At 38.2% G+C, this 21,096-nt stretch carries 18 protein-coding genes; 6 read left to right on the top strand and 12 right to left on the bottom strand.

The genetic code is table 11. The annotated features are described in order from the left end of the window. Positions 1–28 precede the first annotated feature (28 nt). The 5 genes from FB551_RS06405 to FB551_RS06385 form a co-directional block, all read right to left on the bottom strand. Positions 29–1,294, bottom strand: a complete 1,266-nt coding sequence (locus tag FB551_RS06405; RefSeq protein ID WP_142016129.1) for an NAD(P)/FAD-dependent oxidoreductase — start codon at positions 1,292–1,294, stop codon at positions 29–31. A gap of 7 nt (positions 1,295–1,301) precedes the next feature. After that, a complete protein-coding gene (locus tag FB551_RS06400; protein WP_142016126.1) occupies positions 1,302–2,300 on the bottom strand; it encodes a 4-hydroxyproline epimerase in 999 nt (332 codons plus the stop codon). Then, positions 2,297–3,787 carry an aldehyde dehydrogenase (NADP(+)) gene (locus FB551_RS06395; protein WP_142016123.1) on the bottom strand — a complete coding sequence of 497 codons (1,491 nt, stop codon included), beginning with the start codon at positions 3,785–3,787 and terminating at the stop codon, positions 2,297–2,299. Before FB551_RS06395 ends, FB551_RS06400 begins: the two co-directional genes overlap by 4 nt. Then, the gene (locus tag FB551_RS06390; RefSeq protein WP_142016121.1) at positions 3,784–4,707 is read right to left on the bottom strand and encodes a dihydrodipicolinate synthase family protein; all 924 of its coding nucleotides are present in this window, start codon (positions 4,705–4,707) and stop codon (positions 3,784–3,786) included. Before FB551_RS06390 ends, FB551_RS06395 begins: the two co-directional genes overlap by 4 nt. Positions 4,708–4,799: 92 nt before the next feature. Then, positions 4,800–5,681 (bottom strand): helix-turn-helix domain-containing protein, encoded by an 882-nt coding sequence (locus FB551_RS06385; RefSeq protein ID WP_142016118.1) that lies wholly within the window; start codon positions 5,679–5,681, stop codon positions 4,800–4,802. A gap of 187 nt (positions 5,682–5,868) precedes the next feature. On the opposite strand from FB551_RS06385, the gene FB551_RS06380 reads away from it, so the two are divergent. The 4 genes from FB551_RS06380 to FB551_RS06365 all read left to right on the top strand — a co-directional run bounded on the left by FB551_RS06380 (position 5,869) and on the right by FB551_RS06365 (position 10,858). After that, a complete protein-coding gene (locus tag FB551_RS06380) occupies positions 5,869–7,257 on the top strand; it encodes an aminopeptidase P family protein (RefSeq protein ID WP_142016115.1) in 1,389 nt (462 codons plus the stop codon). A 20-nt stretch (positions 7,258–7,277) separates the two neighbouring features. Beyond that, a complete protein-coding gene (locus FB551_RS06375) occupies positions 7,278–9,449 on the top strand; it encodes a S9 family peptidase (RefSeq protein ID WP_142016112.1) in 2,172 nt (723 codons plus the stop codon). Between the two features lie 289 nt (positions 9,450–9,738). Further along, entirely contained in the window at positions 9,739–10,341 is a 603-nt protein-coding gene (locus tag FB551_RS06370) for a DNA-3-methyladenine glycosylase (RefSeq protein ID WP_142016110.1), read from the top strand. A 199-nt stretch (positions 10,342–10,540) separates the two neighbouring features. Beyond that, on the top strand, positions 10,541–10,858 hold the full coding sequence (locus FB551_RS06365) for a DMT family transporter (protein ID WP_047430380.1): 318 nt from the start codon (positions 10,541–10,543) through the stop codon (positions 10,856–10,858). Between the two features lie 84 nt (positions 10,859–10,942). On the opposite strand, the gene FB551_RS06360 is transcribed toward FB551_RS06365, so the two are convergent. The 4 genes from FB551_RS06360 to FB551_RS06345 all read right to left on the bottom strand — a co-directional run bounded on the left by FB551_RS06360 (position 10,943) and on the right by FB551_RS06345 (position 13,836). Beyond that, positions 10,943–11,368 carry a hypothetical protein gene (locus FB551_RS06360; RefSeq protein WP_047430382.1) on the bottom strand — a complete coding sequence of 142 codons (426 nt, stop codon included), beginning with the start codon at positions 11,366–11,368 and terminating at the stop codon, positions 10,943–10,945. 182 nt (positions 11,369–11,550) lie between these two features. Next, positions 11,551–12,252, bottom strand: coding sequence for a LytR/AlgR family response regulator transcription factor (locus tag FB551_RS06355; RefSeq protein ID WP_185150206.1), 702 nt, complete (start codon positions 12,250–12,252; stop codon positions 11,551–11,553). After that, on the bottom strand, positions 12,233–13,270 hold the full coding sequence (locus FB551_RS06350; RefSeq protein WP_226798631.1) for a sensor histidine kinase: 1,038 nt from the start codon (positions 13,268–13,270) through the stop codon (positions 12,233–12,235). Before FB551_RS06350 ends, FB551_RS06355 begins: the two co-directional genes overlap by 20 nt. Positions 13,271–13,440: 170 nt before the next feature. Continuing rightward, positions 13,441–13,836, bottom strand: a complete 396-nt coding sequence (locus tag FB551_RS06345; protein ID WP_142016104.1) for a DoxX family protein — start codon at positions 13,834–13,836, stop codon at positions 13,441–13,443. A 569-nt stretch (positions 13,837–14,405) separates the two neighbouring features. Here FB551_RS06345 and FB551_RS06340 point away from each other — a divergent pair. Both FB551_RS06340 and FB551_RS06335 read left to right on the top strand, forming a co-directional pair. Further along, positions 14,406–16,064, top strand: a complete 1,659-nt coding sequence (locus FB551_RS06340) for an FAD-binding dehydrogenase (RefSeq protein ID WP_142016102.1) — start codon at positions 14,406–14,408, stop codon at positions 16,062–16,064. Positions 16,065–16,085: 21 nt separating this feature from the next. Further along, positions 16,086–16,889, top strand: a complete 804-nt coding sequence (locus FB551_RS06335) for an SDR family oxidoreductase (RefSeq protein WP_142018078.1) — start codon at positions 16,086–16,088, stop codon at positions 16,887–16,889. A 56-nt stretch (positions 16,890–16,945) separates the two neighbouring features. Here the strand turns inward: FB551_RS06335 and FB551_RS06330 are convergent, their stop codons facing one another. From FB551_RS06330 to FB551_RS06320, 3 genes are read right to left on the bottom strand one after another with little or no spacing between them, the layout of a single operon-like run. Further along, the gene (locus tag FB551_RS06330) at positions 16,946–17,755 is read right to left on the bottom strand and encodes a phosphatase PAP2 family protein (RefSeq protein ID WP_142016100.1); all 810 of its coding nucleotides are present in this window, start codon (positions 17,753–17,755) and stop codon (positions 16,946–16,948) included. Between the two features lie 33 nt (positions 17,756–17,788). Next, a complete protein-coding gene (locus FB551_RS06325; protein WP_142016097.1) occupies positions 17,789–20,209 on the bottom strand; it encodes a TonB-dependent receptor domain-containing protein in 2,421 nt (806 codons plus the stop codon). A 42-nt stretch (positions 20,210–20,251) separates the two neighbouring features. Then, positions 20,252–21,007 (bottom strand): COG4705 family protein, encoded by a 756-nt coding sequence (locus FB551_RS06320; protein WP_142016095.1) that lies wholly within the window; start codon positions 21,005–21,007, stop codon positions 20,252–20,254. Between the last annotated feature and the right edge of the window lie 89 nt (positions 21,008–21,096).

The following is a 21,096-nucleotide window of genomic DNA, read 5'->3' as shown; positions in this document are numbered from 1 at the left end:
TTGATTTGTGTGTTTTATGTGGTGTTTTTTAACTAAATCTTTCAGGGTTGAATATCTTTATATCAACCGTTGGCTTTTGGTCGTTGGCAAGTTCTGAAACTGTTTTTCCAAAAATGGGTCCTAAACTTAACCCCATCATTCCACCGCCGCCTGCAATAATTAAGTTTTTTAATTGGGAAGATTGTCCCAGATAAGGAAGTCCATCCGGAGCGCAGGGTCTGTAGCCGAACCAGATTTCAGATTCTTTGGGGTTTTGAATCTGAAAGTCAGGTAAATATTGAGGAATAGACCTGATGATCCCTTCTACCCTTTTCATATTAATTGTATCATGATGGGAAGCCAGTTCCATCGTTCCACCGAAACGGACCTGCCCATTCATAGGAGTGACAGCCACTCTTGCTTCCAGTAATAAAGCAGCATGATTCAGGGTATTGACCGGATTATCAGGGGTATGCATAAATGAATATCCTTTTCCGGGCATTAACTGAATTTTGATTCCTGCCTTCTGAGCCAGTTCAGGGAGAAATGAACCTCCGGTCATGACGAAACGGTCTGCAGTAAACTTTCTGTCATTGGCAATTACGGCTTTAATCATGCTTCCAGAAAATTCAAAACCTGTTACCTGATGATGAGTATGAAAAATGACACCCTTATTTTTAAGATAAGAGATCATTTGTTTCATCAGTTTCATCGGATTCATGTGACCATCACATTTATAATTGACTCCTCCGATAACATCCAATTGAACATTGGGTTCGAGTTGCTGAATCTCTTTTTTATCCAGAATATCAACGGGTAATCCCATCCCGGTAGCTTTGTGGGCAAGCTCTATTTCTTCCTCTGCAACTTTCTCCGTTTTATAAAGCATTAAAATGCCATTCTGATTAAGCTCAAAATCAAAGTCATCTTGTTTCGCAATTTCATTATAAAGCCTGCTGCTTGCCAGGTTAAGATCTCTGATGGCTGCTGCAGAATAGTCAACATGCTTCTGGTTGGAATGTTTTAAAAACTTCAATCCCCACGATATCAGTTTAGCGTTGAGTGAAGGCTTTACATAAAACGGACTTTTACTGTCGAACATCCAGCGCATTCCCTGCGCAACAACTCCCGGTGCTGCCAACGGAGTAAAGTGACTGGGTACAATCATTCCTGCATTGCCGTAAGAACAGTTGTTGGTAAGATCATTCTGTTCAATAATTTCTACCTGCCATCCTTTCTGCAAAAGATAATAAGCTGAGCTTAATCCCGCTATTCCTGCACCAATGATGAGTGCTTTTCCTTTATTCTGTGTCATAGGTCTGTTACATTACCTGAAAACCCTGCCAATAAGGATCTTCATCATCAATAATTATATGATTGTATCCGGTAATTCTTGCCCAGCCTTCTACTGACGGGATAATGGCTGCTCTTCCATCAATAGTAGTGGTCTCTTCAATTCTCCCGATAAACTGGGATCCGATATAACTTTCATGAATGAATTCTTCACCTTCCTTCAGTTTTCCCTTAGCATACCATTGAGCCATTCTTGCAGAGGTACCTGTACCACATGGAGAGCGGTCTAAGGCATTTTCGCCAACCAAAACCGCATTTCTTCCGCTGGCTTTAGGGTCAGTAGGTTTACCTGTCCACTGAATATGGCTTAATCCTGTAATGTGTTCAATTTCAGGATGGATGAACTGATATTTTTCATTGAGCAGTTTTCTGATAATTTTTCCATAATGGATGAGCTGGCTGGCTGTAAAATCGGAAATATCTCTGAAGTTTTCCTGAGGATCTATAATCGCATAAAAATTTCCACCATAAGCAATATCGGCACTTATTAATCCAAGATCCGGACAATCGACTTGCAGATTTTCAGCATACAGAAAAGATTTTACGTTGGTCAGTTTTACAGACTTTACTTTTTTTTCTTCCTGTACATAATCTATGAGGATAAGGCCTGCAGGAGTCTCAAGTCTTAATTTTCCCGGAATTTTAGGAACAAAAAGACCTTCTTCGATGGCAATGGTAACCGTTCCAATAGTTCCGTGCCCGCACATGGGAAGACATCCGCTGGTTTCAATATATAAAACTCCGATATCGTTATTTTCATCTGCTGGAGGATACAGAATACTTCCGCTCATCATATCGTGGCCACGGGGTTCAAACATGAGTCCTTTTCTTATCCAGTCGTATTCTTTCATGAAGTGAAGGCGACGTTCCATCATGGAATTTCCTTTTAAAATAGGGGCACCTCCTGCAACAAGACGTACGGGACATCCACAGGTATGTGAATCTATGCAAAAAAATGTTCTGTTCATGTGGTCTGTAATTTTAAAGATTCTGAATTCATTGTTCCGTCGACCATTCTGTTGATCTGCAATGGATTTTCATTCTTCAACTCTTTTGGTAAGAATTCATCCGGCCAGTTCTGGAAGGAAATGGGACGGACAAAGCGTTTCACAGCATCCGGTCCTACGGAAGTAAAACGTGAATCAGTTGTAGAGGGAAAAGGTCCTCCATGCTGCATTCCATACACCACTTCTACTCCTGTAGGCATTCCATTGAATAATAATCTTCCGCATTTATCTTTCAAAACATTAATCAATGTACTGTTGTCACGCACATCTTCATTGGTCGCTGCTATGGTAATGGTTAACTGTCCTTTTAGCTGCCGGGCAATTTCCATGAGTTCTTCCTCTGTTTCGCACACTACAACAATACCAAACGGACCAAAGACTTCTTCACTCAATACCGGATTATTCAGAAAGGTTTCAGCATTCGTTTTTATCACCGAAGCATTTCCCACAATACCTTCTGCCTCCGTATGCCCTGATGCAATAATCTCAACATCTGGCTGTTTTAATGCAATGTTTTTATTTTTTTCGAAATTTTCAAATATTCCTTTGTGAAGCATATTAGCGGGAGCAATTTTCTGAATTTCATCTTTTAACGTATTGATAAAACGGTCAAGCGGTTTTCCTCTCAATGCAATCAATACTCCCGGATTGGTACAAAATTGTCCTACTCCCAGTGTCAGAGAAGTACTATATTCTTTTGCCAATGTTTCTGCCTTGGTCTCAAGCAGTTGCTGAAATGCAAATACAGGATTGATACTTCCCATTTCTGCAAATACCGGAACAGGATTTTCACGGCGGCTGGCTATATCGAATAGAGCTTTTCCTCCATTAAAAGAACCTGTAAATGCAATAGCCCGGATATCCGGATGCTGCGTCAGATAAGCACCAATCTCATAAGATGTCCCTGTAATATGGCTGAAAATCCCTTCAGGCCATCCGAATGCTGAAACAACCGTTGCTATAGCATCTGCCATTATCTGCGAAGTCTGTGGGTGTGCCGGATGCGCTTTTATAATGACAGGGCATCCCGCCCCGATGGCACTTGCTGTATCTCCTCCTGCTGTTGAAAAAGCAAACGGGAAATTACTGGCCCCAAAAATAACTACGGGTCCAATGCCTACATTGTATTTCCGGATATCTCCCTTTTGTTTTTCAGGCTGGGGAAGATCAATTCTGGCTTCTGTATAGATTCCGGCAGCTACAGCTTTAGCGTAGCTTCTCCATTGTCCTGTTGTTCTGGCCTTTTCACCAGTAAGTCTGGCTAATGGTAATGACGTTTCGGAATGAGCGGCTGTTAGAAGTTCTTCTCCCAAAGCTTCAATCTGATCAGCAACGGCATTCATAAATTCAGCCCGTTCATGGATGGTCGTATTCTTCAGGAACCGAAAGGCTTCAACTGCCATCTGAATTCTTCTATCAATATTTTGTGGTGATGTTTCTTCTATCATATCTGTATTTCGGGAGTTAATAGTTTCGGACGATTCACTCTGCCTTCTTCAATAATCTTTTGAATTCTTTCAGCTTCCTCTCCATGAAGTTCCAGACGTGGTGCTCTTACATATGGACTGCTTATTCCTTCTGCTGTAGCAGCCAGTTTGATATACTGAATAAGTTTTGGGTGGATATCGAGTTCCAGCAATGGCATAAACCATCTGTAGATTGCTACGGCTTTGTCGTATTCATTTGCTTTCACATAGTTGTACATAGCCATGGTTTCATTAGGGAAAGCATCTACAAGACCTGCTACAAGGCCGTCTGCGCCAAGCATGAGGGTTTCCAGACAAATGGTATCTACGCCTCCGAGAATTTTGATTCTTTTTCCAAAACGGTTGATCATTCTGGTTACATTGGCAAGATCTCTAGTAGATTCTTTAACAGCCTGAATGGTTGGGTATTTAATAAGCTCCTCAAACATTTCAAGGGTGACATAGATTCCGTAATCTACAGGATTGTTATAGATCAGGATTGGAAGGTCCGTTGCGGAAGCCACTGCTTTGAAATATTCTACTACTTCACGATTATCGGCTTTATAACGCATCGGAGGAAGCAGCATGAGCCCGTCTGCACCCAATTCTTTGGCTTTCTGAGCAAAGTTGACTGCATTTTTGGTTGTATTTTCAGAAAGGTTAAGAATGACAGGAATTCTTCTCTGCGTTATTTTTTTTGCATATTTCAGCAATTCAAATTTTTCTTCCGTCTCCAAAGCACTGGCTTCCCCTAATGTTCCTGCAAGGATAATTCCGTGAACTCCTGCTTTAATCTGGGCTTCTGTATTGACAGCAAACATTTCAAAGTCTATCTCACCCTCTTTTGTAAAAGGAGTTAATACAGCAGGATAAATACCTTCCCAGTTTAGTTTTGTACTCATATCAAATAATATTTATTCAAAACTAGGTGAATTTTAAAACGATAAATGTTAATATTTTAATGTATTCTAACCGTATTTTAACATGTTGTTTTTTATTGCTGTATGGTAGCCTCTTTGTAGTGTTTCAGATATTCTTTAGGAGAATATTTCATAATGGATTTGAAAACCCTGTTAAAATTGGTGAGACTATTAAATCCACTATTAAAGGCAACAGAAGAAATACTGTACATACTGCTGGCTGTCAGAAGTCTGCAGGCCCGCTGTACACGAAGCTCATTGAGATATTCAATATAAGTAATACGGGTACGCTTTTTAAATGACCGGCAAAATGCCTGAGGCGTCATACAGGCTTCTTTGGCAATAAGATCGAGCGTAAGTTTATGTTGGGCAAAATTTTTCTTAATAAAATTCTGGGCATCTATAATCCTTTTGTCAGTATCGGAAATATGATCAGGTAGTTTCTTTTCTGAAGATAAGGGAATATGCAAATGCCTGTTGTGCATAAGATGATTTAGAATTCTGATAAAATCTATGATCTGCTCTACTCCTTTTGTTTTTTGTAAAGCCGCAATATTTTCCCCGATATTTGTTTTTAATTTAGGAGCCACCTGGAAACCTACCTCTGAATGATTGATGAAATTTTTAAGTTCTTCAAATTCCGGTAAGTCGAAAAAGGCAGCGATCTTTTTATACGGATCAAAAAATATAGAGATGGAATGAACTTTTTGTTTTTCATCTTTATCAAAATTACCTCTGAAAACATGGGATTGATTGGCTCCGAGATAGAATATATCACCAGCCTCAAAATTAAAGAGATTTTGTTCTATAGCCAGTGTCCCGTGTCCTTTAAGAATCCACATGATCTGAGTTTCGGTGTGGCGATGGAAATAAGGGTAGAAATTAGGCATTATATCTTCCTGGATGCGGATACTTTTGTTGGCATCAGCAGGAACAGAAAACTGGAGACTCTTCATAACATCAATGCTTTAATGAAATACTCTATTCGCTTGGTTAAAATATTGCTGAAGATAAGCAAAATATGAACATTCAATATCACATTAAAATCCAAATTTTACATATTCATAATTTTAATGAATAAAGGGCTATAAATAGTACAAAATCGTAACTTTAAACTTTTATAATAAAAAGTATTCATAATATATGTTTTCAGCACAAACTTATCAAAACAGAAGATCAGTATTACAGAGAACCGTGTCTAACGGAATCTTATTATTTCTGGGAAATATAGAGAATCCTGTAAACTTTGAACATAATCCTTATTATTTCCGCCAGGACAGTACTTTCCTATATTATTTCGGAATTCAGGAACCCCGTATTGCAGCCATTATTGATATTGATGAAAATAAGACCATTATTTTCGGAGATGAATTGAGCATCGATGATATTGTATGGATGGGAAGACAGGAAACTTTGAAAGAGAAAAGTCTGAAATCCGGTGTACAGGAAACACTGCCCTACGCAGAACTTGCACAATATATTGTAAAAGCACAGACTTCCGGCAGAAAGGTTCATTACCTTCCTCCCTATCAGTCTTCCAATAAAATTTTGCTGGGTGATCTTCTCGGAATTAAAATTGCAGCGCTGCAGCCATCCGTAGAAATGATCAAGGCTATTGTTAAACAACGTTCTGTTAAAGAAGCTCAGGAAATTGCACAGATAGAACAGGCTGTGAATGTCTCCAATGAAATGCACCTGCTGGCGATGCGCCTCGCGAAACCGGGAATGAAAGAATATGAAATTGCCAATGCCATCCAATATCTGGCTGCCAATAAAGAATGTCAGATGTCATATCCTCCCATTGTGACGATTAATGGAGGAATTCTGCATAATCACTACCGTCTCAATACTTTGAAAGAAGGAGATCTTTTCCTGAATGATTCCGGAGCGGAAACGGCAATGGGATATGCGGGAGACCTTACCAGAACATTTCCGGTAGGCAAAACTTTTACCACAAAGCAAAAGGAAATGTACGAGGTAGTTCTGAATGCTTTTAATCAAGCTCAAAAGCTTTTGAAACCGGGAATACGTTTTAAAGATATTCACCTGAAAGCTGCACAACATCTGGTAGAAGGACTTATCGATCTTGGACTGATGAAAGGAAATCCCGAAGATGCTGTAAAGAACCATGCTCATACACTGTTCTTTCAGTGCGGGCTGGGGCATATGATGGGATTGGATGTACATGATATGGAAGACCTTGGAGAACAGTATATTGGCTATACCGAGGAAGAACCAAAAGATACGCGAACATTCGGATTGAAATCTTTACGTTTGGGAAAAGCTTTGGAATCCGGTTTTGTAGTTACAGTTGAACCTGGTATCTATATGATTCCGGAGCTGATTGACATGTGGCAGGCTGAAAACAAGAATGCAGACTTTATTAATTATGATACAGTAAATGAATACCGGAATTTTGGAGGAATCCGTGTGGAAGATGATTTCCTGATTACAGATGATGGATACAGACTTCTGGGGAATGGATTGATCAAAACCGTTGAAGAAATTGAAAATTACAGAGCTGAACATTGAGCTTAATTCAAATATAATTTATGAAGAATATAAAAAAACTAACAGCTATTGCATTGTATTTCCTGTGCTTGTCACCATGGGCAGCACAGAAGACACAATGGACTCCAGATGGGAACGCTTATTATTCATTTACTAAAAAAGGGGTTGAAATTGTTGATATACTGCATCCTGGAAAAGATCAGCTCCTTTTAAGCAGTAACGAGCTGATTCCAGCCGGAAGTTCTGAAGCTTTGCAGGTACAGAGTTTTCAGGTATCTCCTGATGATAAAAGTTTATTGCTTTTTGCCAATACAAAGAAAGTATGGAGAGACAATACCCGGGGAGATTACTGGATTTTTGATAAAAATACTAAAAAGCTTACCCAACTGGGAAAAGGGTTGCCCGCTTCCTCACTGATGTTTGCAAAATATTCTCCGGATGGAAAAAAAGTCGCTTATGTGTCTAAGCATAACCTGTATATTGAAGATCTTGCCGGTAATCAGCAGACTAAAATCACTACAGATGGTACAGACGGAATGATCAACGGTACTTTTGACTGGGTATATGAAGAGGAATTCGGAACTCAGGATGGTTTCCGATGGTCTCCCGACGGTAGTAAAATTGCTTACTGGAAGCTTGATGCACGGGGTACGAAAAACTTTCTGATGATTAACAATACAGACAGTCTGTATTCTTTTACCGTTCCGGTAGAATATCCAAAGGTGGGAGAAAACCCTTCAGGATGCAGTATCTGGTTTTATGACCTTGCCTCTAAATCTTCTAAGAAAGCAGATATTGCAGGTGATGAAATGCAAAATTATATTCCGAGAATGGAATGGGTACTGGATTCTAAATCCGTTATTCTGCAGCAACTTAACAGAAAGCAGAATCAGAGTAAAATCATCGTGGCAGACGCCAATTCCGGAAGCAGCAAGACGATTCACACAGAAACTGATGCTGCATGGATTGATATCAAATCCCGATGGAATGACAACGATCCAAAAGGCTGGGACTGGATTGATAACGGAAAAGAATTCCTTTGGCTTTCTGAAAAAGACGGATGGAGACATATTTATAAAATAGATATGAGCGGCAAGGAAACATTGATTACAAAAGATGCTTACGATGTAATAAAACCGGAATTCTTTGATGTTAAGAATAATCAGATTTACTTTTTAGCATCCCCCAACAATGCTACTCAGAAATACCTGTATAAAGTAAGCATGAAAGGAGGAAAAGCTCAAAAAGTGACTCCTGAATCCTATACAGGCTCTAATACTTATACGATTTCACCTAATGGAAAAATTGCGATTTTTACTAATACCAGTGTCAATTCACTCTCAGTAGGTTCTGTGGTGTCACTTCCGGAGCACAAAGAATTGGTTGCTGCCAGTAGGTCAGAAAAAGCAGATCCTGCAAAATCTAAAGCTGAATTTTTCCAGATTACCACACAAGACGGGATTACACTGGATGGATGGGTAGTAAAACCTAAAAATTTTGATCCCAATAAAAAATATCCAATTGTCTTCACAGTCTATGGAGAGCCTGCTATGCAAACGGTAACGGACGATTTTTATACCGGCTGGAATTGGTTATATGCCGGAGATATGGTTGAAGACGGTTATTTATATGTTTCTCTTGAAAATCGTGGAACCCCATCCCCGAGAGGACGCGAGTGGAGAAAATCTGTGTATCGTAAAATTGGCCAGATGAATATCCGTGACCAGGCAATGGGAGCGAAAGCTTTATTTGCAAAATGGCCTTATATTGATACTTCAAGAGTTGCCGTATGGGGCTGGAGCGGTGGAGGTTCTTCTACCCTGAACCTTTTGGGGCAGTATCCTGATATTTACCAGACAGGTATTGCTATTGCTCCGGTGACCAATCAGTTATTCTATGACAATATCTATCAGGAGCGTTATATGGGACTTCCGCAGGAAAACAGAGAAGATTTTGTTAAGGGCTCACCATTGGCTTACGCTAAAAACTTAAAAGGGAACCTTCTGTTGGTTCACGGAACAGGTGATGACAATGTACATTATCAGAATACAGAAGTTTACATCAATGAACTGGTAAAATACAACAAACAGTTTCAGCTGATGTCTTATCCTAACCGTACCCACGCTATTAATGAAGGAGAAGGAACATCGCTGCATCTGATCACTATGTTTACCAGGTATCTAAGAGAACACTGCCCTCCGGGAGCAAGATAAATAATGAAAGTCTCACAGAAATGTGGGACTTTTTAATTTTTAATAATTAGAAATCGTTTTCAGCAGCAACAAAAATTCCCCGGATTGCTCCAGGGAAAAATAAGTGTCAAAACCTATAATTTTTATAGTGGTGTGAATGATGTACACAAAAAACAACAATGGATGTGCCAAATTAATCACTGTTTTATGAAATCTGAATTTTTGTGGTACCTTTTTTAATTTCACTTTCATGTATTTCTGTTTTTAGATGATTATCACTAAATTTGAGTGAATAATTTCCGAATCATTCATGAAACTACCACTCTCCTACTATTCCAATCAGGACGTTCTTTTTCTGGCTCGGGACCTTTTGGGAAAAGTCCTTTTTACAGAAATCAATGGTGAAAAAACAGCAGGAATCATTGTAGAAACCGAAGCCTATTTTGGAATTAATGATAAAGCTTCCCACGCCTACGGAGGCAGACGTACAGACCGTACTGAAACGCTGTACAGTCATGGCGGAATTTCTTACGTTTATCTATGCTATGGAATTCATCATCTTTTCAATATCGTAACATCCGTGGAAGATGAGCCTCATGCAGTACTGGTGAGAGCTGTTGAACCTTTGATTGGTAAAGAAATCATGGAACAGCGGAGAAATATGCCTGTTTCCAAACCTGCTATTTCAGCAGGTCCCGGATCAGCTGCCAAAGCCTTAGGAATAGATCGTTCCTTTAACAAAAAAGATCTGAACGGACATGAAATCTGGCTTGAAGATCATGGTATTTCATATGCTCCGGATGAAATTATTGCAGGTCCGCGCATAGGTGTTGCCTATGCACAAGAAGATGCGCTTTTGCCCTGGCGCTTTTTTGTGAAAGGAAATAAATATGTGAGCAAGCCCAATAAGTAGAATATGCTCTTCCATATGATACTATTCTATTGAAAACGTAAAACGTTTCATCTTCTCTAAAATACATTCTATCTCTGTTTTTTGTCGGGTCACAAAGTTTATAGTATTGATTGTAAATGGATAACGGTAGCTTTGTACTGTAGTAGCAATGAATTTTCTTTAATAGATTTTCATTCGGAATATCATTAAAACAAATAGTATGAACTGGATGGCATTAATTATCGCAGGAATTTTTGAAATCGGATGGCCTTTAGGGCTTAAACTTTCTCAACAGCCGGAAAATAATAAATGGAACTGGATCATTTTTTCAATTCTGTGTATGACTGTCAGCGGTGGTTTGCTCTGGTTTGCTCAGAAAAGCATTCCTATCGGAACTGCCTATGCAGTATGGACGGGAATTGGTGCTGTAGGAACGCTATTGGTGGGAGTTCTCTTTTTCCAGGATTCTGCCAGTACTTTAAGATTATTGTCAGCATTATTGATTGTCGTAGGGATCGTTGGCCTTAAATTATTTTAAAAGAAATTGGCTTAAGACCACGATCAGTCATAAGCCAAAACATTATTCAACATTCGAATAATAAACCAACCACATTCTATTGTATTATTGTTTCTCTCCTTCAAAATAAAAAGCCACCTCATTTTCAGAGGTTTTCTGAGTACTTATCTGAAGTGATTTTGATGAAATCATGTAGTTAACACTTCCCTGGCTGTCATTGCCTGAAACACTTATTCCTGCAGTATTGGTAACATTGATGGTTTTAGAGGTTGCTACTGAATAAGCCTCACCTGATTTTGGCTGCACTTTAACATGGGCATCATCTGTCTTTGACACATTAACTATTGCATTATAATAATCTTGCCCCTGAATTTTCATAGTCCCTTTGAATACTCCTGTTGCTACTTCAATGCCATGTGAATTGGGTGCCGAATCATCATCATCACTGTTTTTACAACTGAAGAAAATACTTCCCAGAGCCAGCATTAAAAAGAACCTGCTCCTTAGTTTCGAAATTCCGATTACTTTCATAATTCAAATATTTATTATTTACAGTTTCAAAGATGTACAAATGAATATGAACCGGAAAAGAATATCTATAAATGGGCAATCCCAATCTATCAACTTCTTTTGAAAACAGGTTATACCGCAAATACAGGCTTAATAATTAATAGGAGAAAAATAATAGTGATATTAAATTAAAATGAGCATACCTAAAGCTCTATCAGTGTTTTATAAGTTCTCCCCACGGGAAGTCTTTTTCCATTGATATGAATAGCATTGGCAGACTTGATTTCAATTTTTTGTTTCGATATAATATACGATTTATGAATACGGACAAACATTTTGGGATTAAGAATCTCTTCTATTTTGCTGATGGGCATTTTAAAAGTAAAAGTCTCCGTTTTTGTATGAATATGAATGTATTCTCTTAAACTTTCGATATAAAAAATATCGTGGAGAATAATTTTAACTTTCTTTTTACCACTGTTCATAAAAATAAAATCACGCTCAGAGACTTCGAGTAAAGCATCTTCTGCTTCCATTAAATGCTTGAATTTATCAATAGCAGCCAGAAAGCGATCATACGGAATAGGTTTCATCAGATAGTCTGCAATATCAAGCTCATAGCCTTCTACAGCATACTGATGATAAGCTGTTGTGACAATAACGAAGGGAGGATTTTTTACATTTCTGAGAAAATCAAAACCCTTTACTACCGGAAGATGTAGATCAAGAAACATTAAATCTACATCATAAATACTTAACAGACTGCTGGCATATACTGCATCTGCACATTTTCCTACAAGATTCAGGTCCTGATCTCTGGAGATAAAACTTTCCAGTATTTCTGTGGCAATAGGTTCATCTTCTACAATAATGCAGTTGTATTTTTTAGTGACTGATGGTATCATGAAAATCAATGGTTAAAGTTACAGTATAGCGGTTTTTCTCATCTTCTACACGAAGCGTATGGTTGGGATAAAGCAGTTCCAGCTGTCTTCGGATGTTTTTCAGGCCTATTTTTGTGGAATTTTCATGAGAGTTTTCCTGTTTGGAGTTTTCTATAAAATAGGTAAGAATTCCATTTTTTAATCGGATATCTATCGTAATGAATGCTTTTCCCAGGCTTTCGGAAACACCATGCTTAAAAGCATTTTCTACAAACTGTATCAATACCAGAGGTGAAATTTCCTGTGAAGGATGATCAATTTCCTCCATAAAACTTACAGTAAGCTGACGATGCCGGATTTTCTGAATTTCTATGAAGTCTTTAATATTTTCAAGATCCTTGGCTATGGAAATATTTTTTTCCGCAGCTTCATAAATATTATACCGCATGATTTTGGATAGCTGCAGAATAACATCCGGAGTTTCATCTGCTTTTTTCAGCGCCATTCCATAGATATTATTAAGGGTATTGAAAAGAAAATGCGGATTGATCTGGGCTTTCAGCATAGTAAGTTCCTGGTCTAGTTTTTCTGATTTCAGCTGAGAGATCTGTTCTTTGAGTACATTCTTTTGCCGGGTAATTTCAATTCCGAAAATAAGACCTACCATAAAAATAAGATCCATAAAAGAATTGAATGCCACATAACCATTGATAAATCCCGAAGCCTGCTTTCCGTCCAATGTTTCAGTAACACCGTAGATATAAGGATATAGGAAGTAATGCGTTAAAAAACGGTGACCCAAAACAGCTGTTATTACAATGAAAATATAGAGTATATATTTAAAAACAAGTTTAAGATCAACCTTTTCATATAGGTACAGCAAGGAATATGCTAACGGAATTTTAACCAAAAAATAACCAAGCTCCAGCACAAGGGAATTCTGAAGTCTCATTTGCCATCTGAAATCGGGAAACTGATACCTGGACCAGTAAAAGTCCAGGTAAACTTCCAGAATATAATACAAGATCCAAAAAAGCAAATGAATCCGCCATTTAGATTGAAGATCTGATCTCAAGCTTATGATGATTTAAAAGTACAAAGTACCATTTGTTCACTCAAATATAAAAATATAAGTCTATCAAAGGAAGCTAAAGATCTACAAATTACCTCCTTTTGAATCATAATGCATCATGAAGATCTTTGAAGAGCCTAACTCTTATTTTTATTCGTAAAACGTAAAGAAATCTCGGGATACATAAGATTGAAAAAGCTGAAGATCAGCAAAACACTGAATTCAATACCATTCGTTCCGCCACCTACTACAAACCACCCATTTTGCCAATGAACATAATAAATCCCGAAAATAAAAATGAGGATATTACAAACAGCTACAGGTTGAATACACCTGTCAATCCAGATTAACGGCACCGAAAAAAGATGAGTCAGTTTTATCGCCCATGCAATATAAATTCCTACAGGGCTGAAACCTAATCTGTCCAGATAGAAATGGCCAAAATCATTCACATCCCCACTGAAAATAGAAATCACACTATGCATCAGTAATATCACTGAAAGTGCCAAACGAAGATAAAAACTCTTTTTCATAGAAACAAAATTAAAGAGCAAAAACAGATACATACTATTCTGTATATCAACTACTTTAAAAAAGGGATGAAAGTTTTTTTCCAGTATACATTGCGAAAGGAATTGTAATGGAATATTAAATCTTTTTAATATTTCAATATTTAGTGATTTAATAAATGCAATTTAGTATATTTACATTCAGATCAGACATAATAATGGATTCCCTCATAATCATTAATCTGTCTTTGTAAGATAGTTTTGGATGATTATAATAAGATTCTAAAACACAAATGCTTCTATCTTTTTCAACTAAAAAGAGTGGTAAAATAGCTTACCACTCTTTTATATTATAACCGGAAAAATGCCCTGTTTTAATTCTGTATTAAGTTTTTATTAATAAATGAAGTTCCATCCTCCTTGTTTAGTGTAATTTCAGAGGTCTTCTTTCCTGTTGCTGTTTTTACATAGATCAGTTGAAAAGTTTAGAGTTCAGGGTTGAATTGATCATAGCAAGACTGATTTAAATTTTTAATTTTAAATCTGATTACGAATAATTTTATACATTTATCTAAATCAAAACACTCGTAACAATGGAAGAAAGATTCCAGCCTGATGCAATTATTATCGGAACCGGACTGGCAGGACTTACCGCAGCAATGGAAATTACCAATGCCGGAAAAAAAGTATTGCTTCTGGATCAGGAAACGGAACAGAATATTGGCGGACAGGCATTCTGGTCATTTGGAGGATTATTTCTGATTAATTCTCCTCAGCAAAGAAGAATGGGAATCAAAGATTCTTATGAACTGGCCCTTCAGGATTGGAAAGGTACTGCTGGCTTTGATCGTCCGGAAGATTATTGGCCCCGCCAATGGGCAGAAGCTTACCTGAAATTTGCTGCCGGAGAAAAGTACGATTATATTTCCAAACTGGGAATCAGGCTGATGTTTATGGTGGGCTGGGCAGAGCGTGGCGATGGTTCGGCAACGGGCCATGGAAACTCCGTACCCCGCTTTCATGTGAGCTGGGGAACAGGTACAGGTGTGGTAAAACCTTTTGTAGAAAAAGCTTATAAAGCTCAGGAAAAAGGACTGCTTCAGATGAAATTCAGACATCGGGTAACCGGATTGATAGAAGAAAACGGTAAAATTAAAGGTCTTAAAGGCGATATTCTGGAAAATGATAATAAGGAAAGAGGTGCTGCAACGAACAGGAATATCATCGCTGCATTTGAGTATACAGCTCCGAATATCATCATCGCTTCAGGAGGAATTGGTGCCAATCACGAGCTGGTAAGGAAAAACTGGCCGGAAAGACTGGGAAAAGCGCCTGAAAATATGGTGTGTGGAGTTCCAGCTTATGTGGATGGTAAAATGATTGGCATTGCAGAAAATTCCGGAGCTCATATCATCAACCCGGACAGAATGTGGCACTATACGGAAGGGTTACAAAACTGGAATCCCATTTGGCCAAACCATGGAATAAGGATATTGCCTGGTCCTTCATCACTATGGTTTGATGCTAAAGGAAAACGTCTACCCGCTCCTTTTCTTCCAGGATTTGATACATTGGGGACTTTACAGTACATTCAGGAAACCGGATATTCTTATTCGTGGTTTATTCTTACCCAGAAAATTATTAAAAAAGAATTTGCGCTCTCGGGTTCAGAGCAGAATCCGGATATCACCAATAAAGATTATGCTCTTTTTCTGAAAAGGATTTTTGGTAAAAAAGCACCGGGACCAGTAGAAGCTTTTAAAGAACATGGAAAAGACTTTATTGTATCGGATAATCTGGAAGATCTTGTTAAAAGGATGAATGAACTGGCCGGAAATAATCTCCTGAAATATGATAAAATAAAATCCCAGATTGAAGCCCGCGACCGGGAACTCAACAATAAATTTTCAAAAGACACTCAGGTTAATTACATCCGGAATACCCGAAATTATTTAGGAGATAAACTTGGACGTGTTGCGACTCCCCACAAAATTTTAGATCCGGAAAACGGACCTTTGATTGCTGTACGCCTTAATATTTTAACACGGAAAACGTTGGGTGGAATAAAAACAAATCTGAATGGTCAGGTCCTGAGAGAGGATGACAGCATTATTGAAGGACTGTACGCTGCAGGAGAAGCGGCGGGTTTTGGCGGAGGCGGAATGCATGGATACAGAGCTCTGGAAGGAACATTTTTAGGAGGCTGTATCTTTTCAGGAATGAAAGCCGGAAAGTATATCGCCAAGCTTTAAAATGTGATAATAGTAATGAATATGGGCAGTTATTTCGATCATAAAATCATTTGGATCACAGGTGCATCATCTGGTATCGGAGAGGCTTTGGTAAAAAACCTGGCCAGAAACAGCAATGCAAAAATTATTCTTTCTTCCAGAAAAGAAGAACAGCTCCATTCCGTGGCTGAAAATGCCGGTTTACATAACGATCGATATGCTGTAATTTCTTTAGATCTTAAAAATTATAAAGACATGCCTGCTATTGCAAAAAAAGCATCAGAACAGTTTGGAAGGATTGATATTCTGATTAACAATGCCGGACTGTCACAACGATCATTAGCCATGGAAACTGATATTGAGGTTGATAAACAGCTGATCGATATTGATTATATAGGAACAGTAGCGCTCACTAAAGCAGTTGTACCCTACATGATTGAAAATAAAAAAGGACAGATTGCTGTTGTGTCAAGCCTTATGGGAATTTTTGGAGCGCCAATGCGAAGCGGGTATGCCGGAGCAAAGCATGCTTTACATGGCTTTTTTGACGCGTTGCGGGCAGAATTATTCAATCAGAATATTTGTATTACAATAATATGTCCGGGTTTTATACAGACTGACATTTCTATTAATGCAGTCACCGGAGATGGTTCGACACAAGGTACAATGGACGAGGCTACAAAGAATGGAATGCCTGTGGATATTTTCGCAAAAAAAATGCTTTCTGCGATTGAAAAACAGAAAAAACAAAAAGCAATAGGCGGTAAAGAAGTAATGGCTGTCTATCTTAAGAGATTCTTTCCGAATTTGCTGGCAAAGATTATCCGTAAAGCAAAGGTTGTATAGAGAAAAAGCACCATCCAGATTACTGAATCGTGCTTTTAATAATGAGGAAATTAATATCAAAAAGTTTTTACCAATCCTATTCCTACAATTTTATTTTGGTAGAAAGGCATTACCATCGTAGATGAAAATGAATTTTTGACTTTATTTTTTCCCCGCAATATATTGTTAATTTTTGGAAACAGCCAATAGGCCAGTTCTGTAGAAAGAATTCCAAATCCGGCTCCTGCCACAACGTCTCCTAGCCAGTGCTTATCATTCAGCATTCTGTATACTCCGGTGAAAATAGCAAACGGATATCCTGAGATACTGAGCCAGAAATTGGTGTCTTTATATTCCCTGAACATGAATTGTGCCGAAGAAAATGCTGTGGCTGAATGACCTGAAGGAAAAGATAACGTATTGGATCCGTCCGGCCTTTCCTCTTTTACCAGATATTTTAAAGGTATGGTAAAAGCAGCCGCAATCAGTTGTGAGGAAGCGTAAATGATGGTGCGGTCCCTCAGGTTATGTTTCCCTTTTATTCCTATTGCATTAAGTCCATATACCATTACTGCCGGAGCATATTGGGTATAATTATCCAGTTGTATCTGTGCGGGCTGGTGCTCGCTGATTTCAACTTTTGTAGATACATTAAGCTGTTTCAGATTCTTTATGGAAAGACCTGCTACTCCGTAGGCCATGAATGTGGCAGGAATGATAAGACTTTTATAATTCAGTCCGCTTTTTTGAATTTCTGTCGCGATCATACTGTCCTGCACAGGTTTTTGGACATTCACTGTATCATTGGTATTCTGAGCATCGATTTTGTTTACCAATAAACTCAGAATCATTGCATACATCACTGTTTTTTGAAAGTGCTTTTTCATTTTAAATCACATTAAAAATCATCTGATTCTGTATTAAAATTTATAACTGTACCCCAATCGAATTACCTGAGTTTCGTAGTAATCATTACTGGTATAAGCAAAACTACTGCCTTGTACAGACTTCTTAGTCACCATTGTATTAAGTAAATTCGTCGCATTTAAAAAAAGCTCACCCTTCCCTTTCTGAATGGCTTTCTTTACCCCTGCATCCATTGAAAATCTGGATTGTATCCTTCCCTGCGGAATAATATCCGGAGCCAGATACACAAGCGTAAACTGCATATCCAGCCCTTTTGAGAAATGAAAAATGTTATTCATCTTGATATTTCCTGAGATAGCGGTCTGCTGATCTGCAGAGAAAATATTAGGCTGAGGATACAGATTTTGAACAGTAAATGCATTGATCTGGTTACGATATACATTTCCGTTGACATTCAGGGTGTAGACATCAGATACTTTTTGATTCCATATTGCTTCAAGCCCGGTGTTATAGCTTTTTCCTGCATTTTGGAAGATGGCGTAGATCAGCGTGCTGCCCGGAACAATACTTGAAATTCTGGTGATCGTTCCATTAGCAAAACGGTGATACAGTGCAGAATATAAATATCCGTTATCCCAATTGTGTTTATATCCGAGTTCAACAGAATTCGTAAACTGAGGACGCAGCGCAGGATTTCCTACCTTAATGATCTCTGCATCATCATATTTTGGAAAAATTCTGATGTCTACTTCATTGGGACGGTCTACCCTTCTGCTATAGAAAACAGAAAACTTATTACGGTCATTAAGCTTATAAGCAAGCCTGAAATTCGGGAATGGCTGGGTGTAGTTGTATCCGTCACTTTTATAGGTTGGATGATTGGGATTTACATCGTATTGAATTTTTACATATTCCAGTCTTACTCCCAGTTCTGCTTCCCATTTTTCATTTTCAAACACATAATTTCCATACACTGCGGGAATAAATTCTTTATAATCGGCTTTTCCTCCGGCAGAAACATCCAGCACAGAATTAGCTCCCGGAATGAAGTTCATATTGGTAGGAATACTTCTGTTCCGCAGCTTGATTCCTGTTTCTATCCGTCCGTATTTCAATGGTTTTACATAATCTACATTGAAATCATATACCTGCTCATCCGATAATAATTTAAAAGCATCAGTTCCTGTAGATCCTGGAAGATAATTGTCGTAAAAATATTTTTCATCTTCTCTGTGAAAGGTATAATTAAACCCTGCGTTCAAAACATGTCCGGCTTCTTTGAACTTATGCTGATACGAAGCGGTACCCATAACCGTTGTTTTCAGCTCATCTTCCAGAAACTGCCACAGACGGAGGCGCTGGGATAAGTCCCCGTTGAAAAACGGCTGATCGCCTCTGTCAGTAATTTTTTCGCTGCCGTACATTCCTGAAACGGTTATTGTATTTTGAGAATCAATCGTCCAGTCTATTCCAGCTTTGGTAGTGAAGAAATTGGTATTTCTGTTTCTTTTCAGCTGAGAATTGATCACGGTTCCGTCATCATAAGTTCGGGTTACAAATTCATTTTTGTTAAGCGTTTCCGTGTAAAGATTATCAGCCTGTAAAAAAAGATTAACTTTATTTTTCCTGTAATTAACAGATAATGAAGGATTAATTTTAGGAGTGAATGTATATTGAGGTCTGATCGTAGGAAGATTTTCCTTTCTTACCCAGAGAGATCCTAAACCTGTGGTAAACCCGGCTTTTCCGTTCCATCCGTTCTGCTTATTTTTTTTCATGATGATATTGATGATTCCCGTATTTCCGTTGGCATCATATTTCGAGGAAGGATTGTTAATGATTTCAATCTTATCAATGGCAGAAGCGGGAATATTGTCCAGTCCTGTCTGGCTTCCAAAACCGGTAAGAGCAGTCTGTTTACCGTCAATCAGAACGGTTACTTTATCGTTTCCTCTCAATTGTACTTTCCCATCCTGAACCGTGATTCCGGGAAGGTTCTGCATACTTTGCAATACGGAACCACCGCTTTGGCTCAGGTTATCAGCCACAGAGTAGGTTTTCTTATCCAGATGGCTGTCTATTTCATTCTTTTTGGATGCTGTGATGGTTATCGCTTCTATTTTAGTTTCACTTTCCTGTTGTGGAACTTGTTCAATTGCAGGGATTTCCAGAAATTCTGAAAGGCTTCCTATGAAAACAGGTTGTATCTGTGTATTATATCCGGCGAGTGAGGTTTCCAGAAGATAATGATCCGGTTTTATCCCAGTAAGAGAAAATCTGCCTTCTTCATTGGTAATCGTTCCTGCTGTAAAAGTGCTGTCTTTTTCTTTTTTTAAAATGATATGAACATAAGGTAATGCTGTTTTGTCTTTACCTGTAACTCTCCCTGAGGCTGTCACAGAAGCGGTCTGCGCAGAAACTAGAGAAGAAATCATTAGACATGTCGGAAAAAATAACAGAGCTGTTTTATTCATTCTTATTTTCTTTAAAATTCTTTTAGTTGTATGAGATAGTAATTATTCATTTTTAAGGAGTAGCTCACGGTTGTGTTTTCTTTGTGAAATGATAATCATCAAAACCATTAAAGCAAGAGATATCAAAGAGGCATTGAGTGTTCCGAGGTCCAGACCTCCTTTAGCTAATGGTTTGGTTAAAAGATCTCCGAAAGTAGCACCAAATGGTCTGGTAAAAACAAAAGCAATCCAGAACAGTAATACATGATTGATCTTTGTGAAATAATGTAGCAATACGACCATTAAAATAATGAGTCCTGTAATCAAAGCTCCGGTCATATAACCAAGGCCTAAATTATCACTCAGAAAATCTCCGAAAGCCGTTCCCAGACTGTTGGAAAATAAAATGGCAGTCCAGTAATAGAATTCTTTATTCTTTTCAAAAATGGGATAAACCTCCAGATTTCCATATTTTTTGTACCATAAAAACAAAGAAAGCAAGAGCCCGGAAAGTAAAATTAAACTTCCGGTAAGATATCCGGTTTTTAATGTTCTGTCGATGAAGTCAGAGATTTCAGTACCTAGCGTAGTTGTTCCCACAATCACCATCCAGTAAACCGCAGGAGTATATTTTTTCATACGGAGTTGCATGAATAAAATAATGATGAAAAACACCAGGGTGATCAGAATTCCCGCAGCATATCCTAAATTCAGGGTCATGGAAATAAAATCTCCCAGCGTTTCTCCTAATGTAGTCGCTACAATTTTCATCAGCCAGAAAAGAAGAGTGACGGCTGCAACCTTATTAAATGTTTTCATTCTGATGTACTTTTATGATGGATAAAAAATACTGTAGAACTAAAAGCCTGGAATGTTTTTGAAATCATTTCTAGATACGATTAATGCCT

This window comes from Chryseobacterium aquifrigidense (genome assembly GCF_006716485.1).
Lineage (GTDB): Bacteria > Bacteroidota > Bacteroidia > Flavobacteriales > Weeksellaceae > Chryseobacterium > Chryseobacterium vietnamense.
This window is presented reverse-complemented; position numbering and strand designations above follow the sequence as displayed.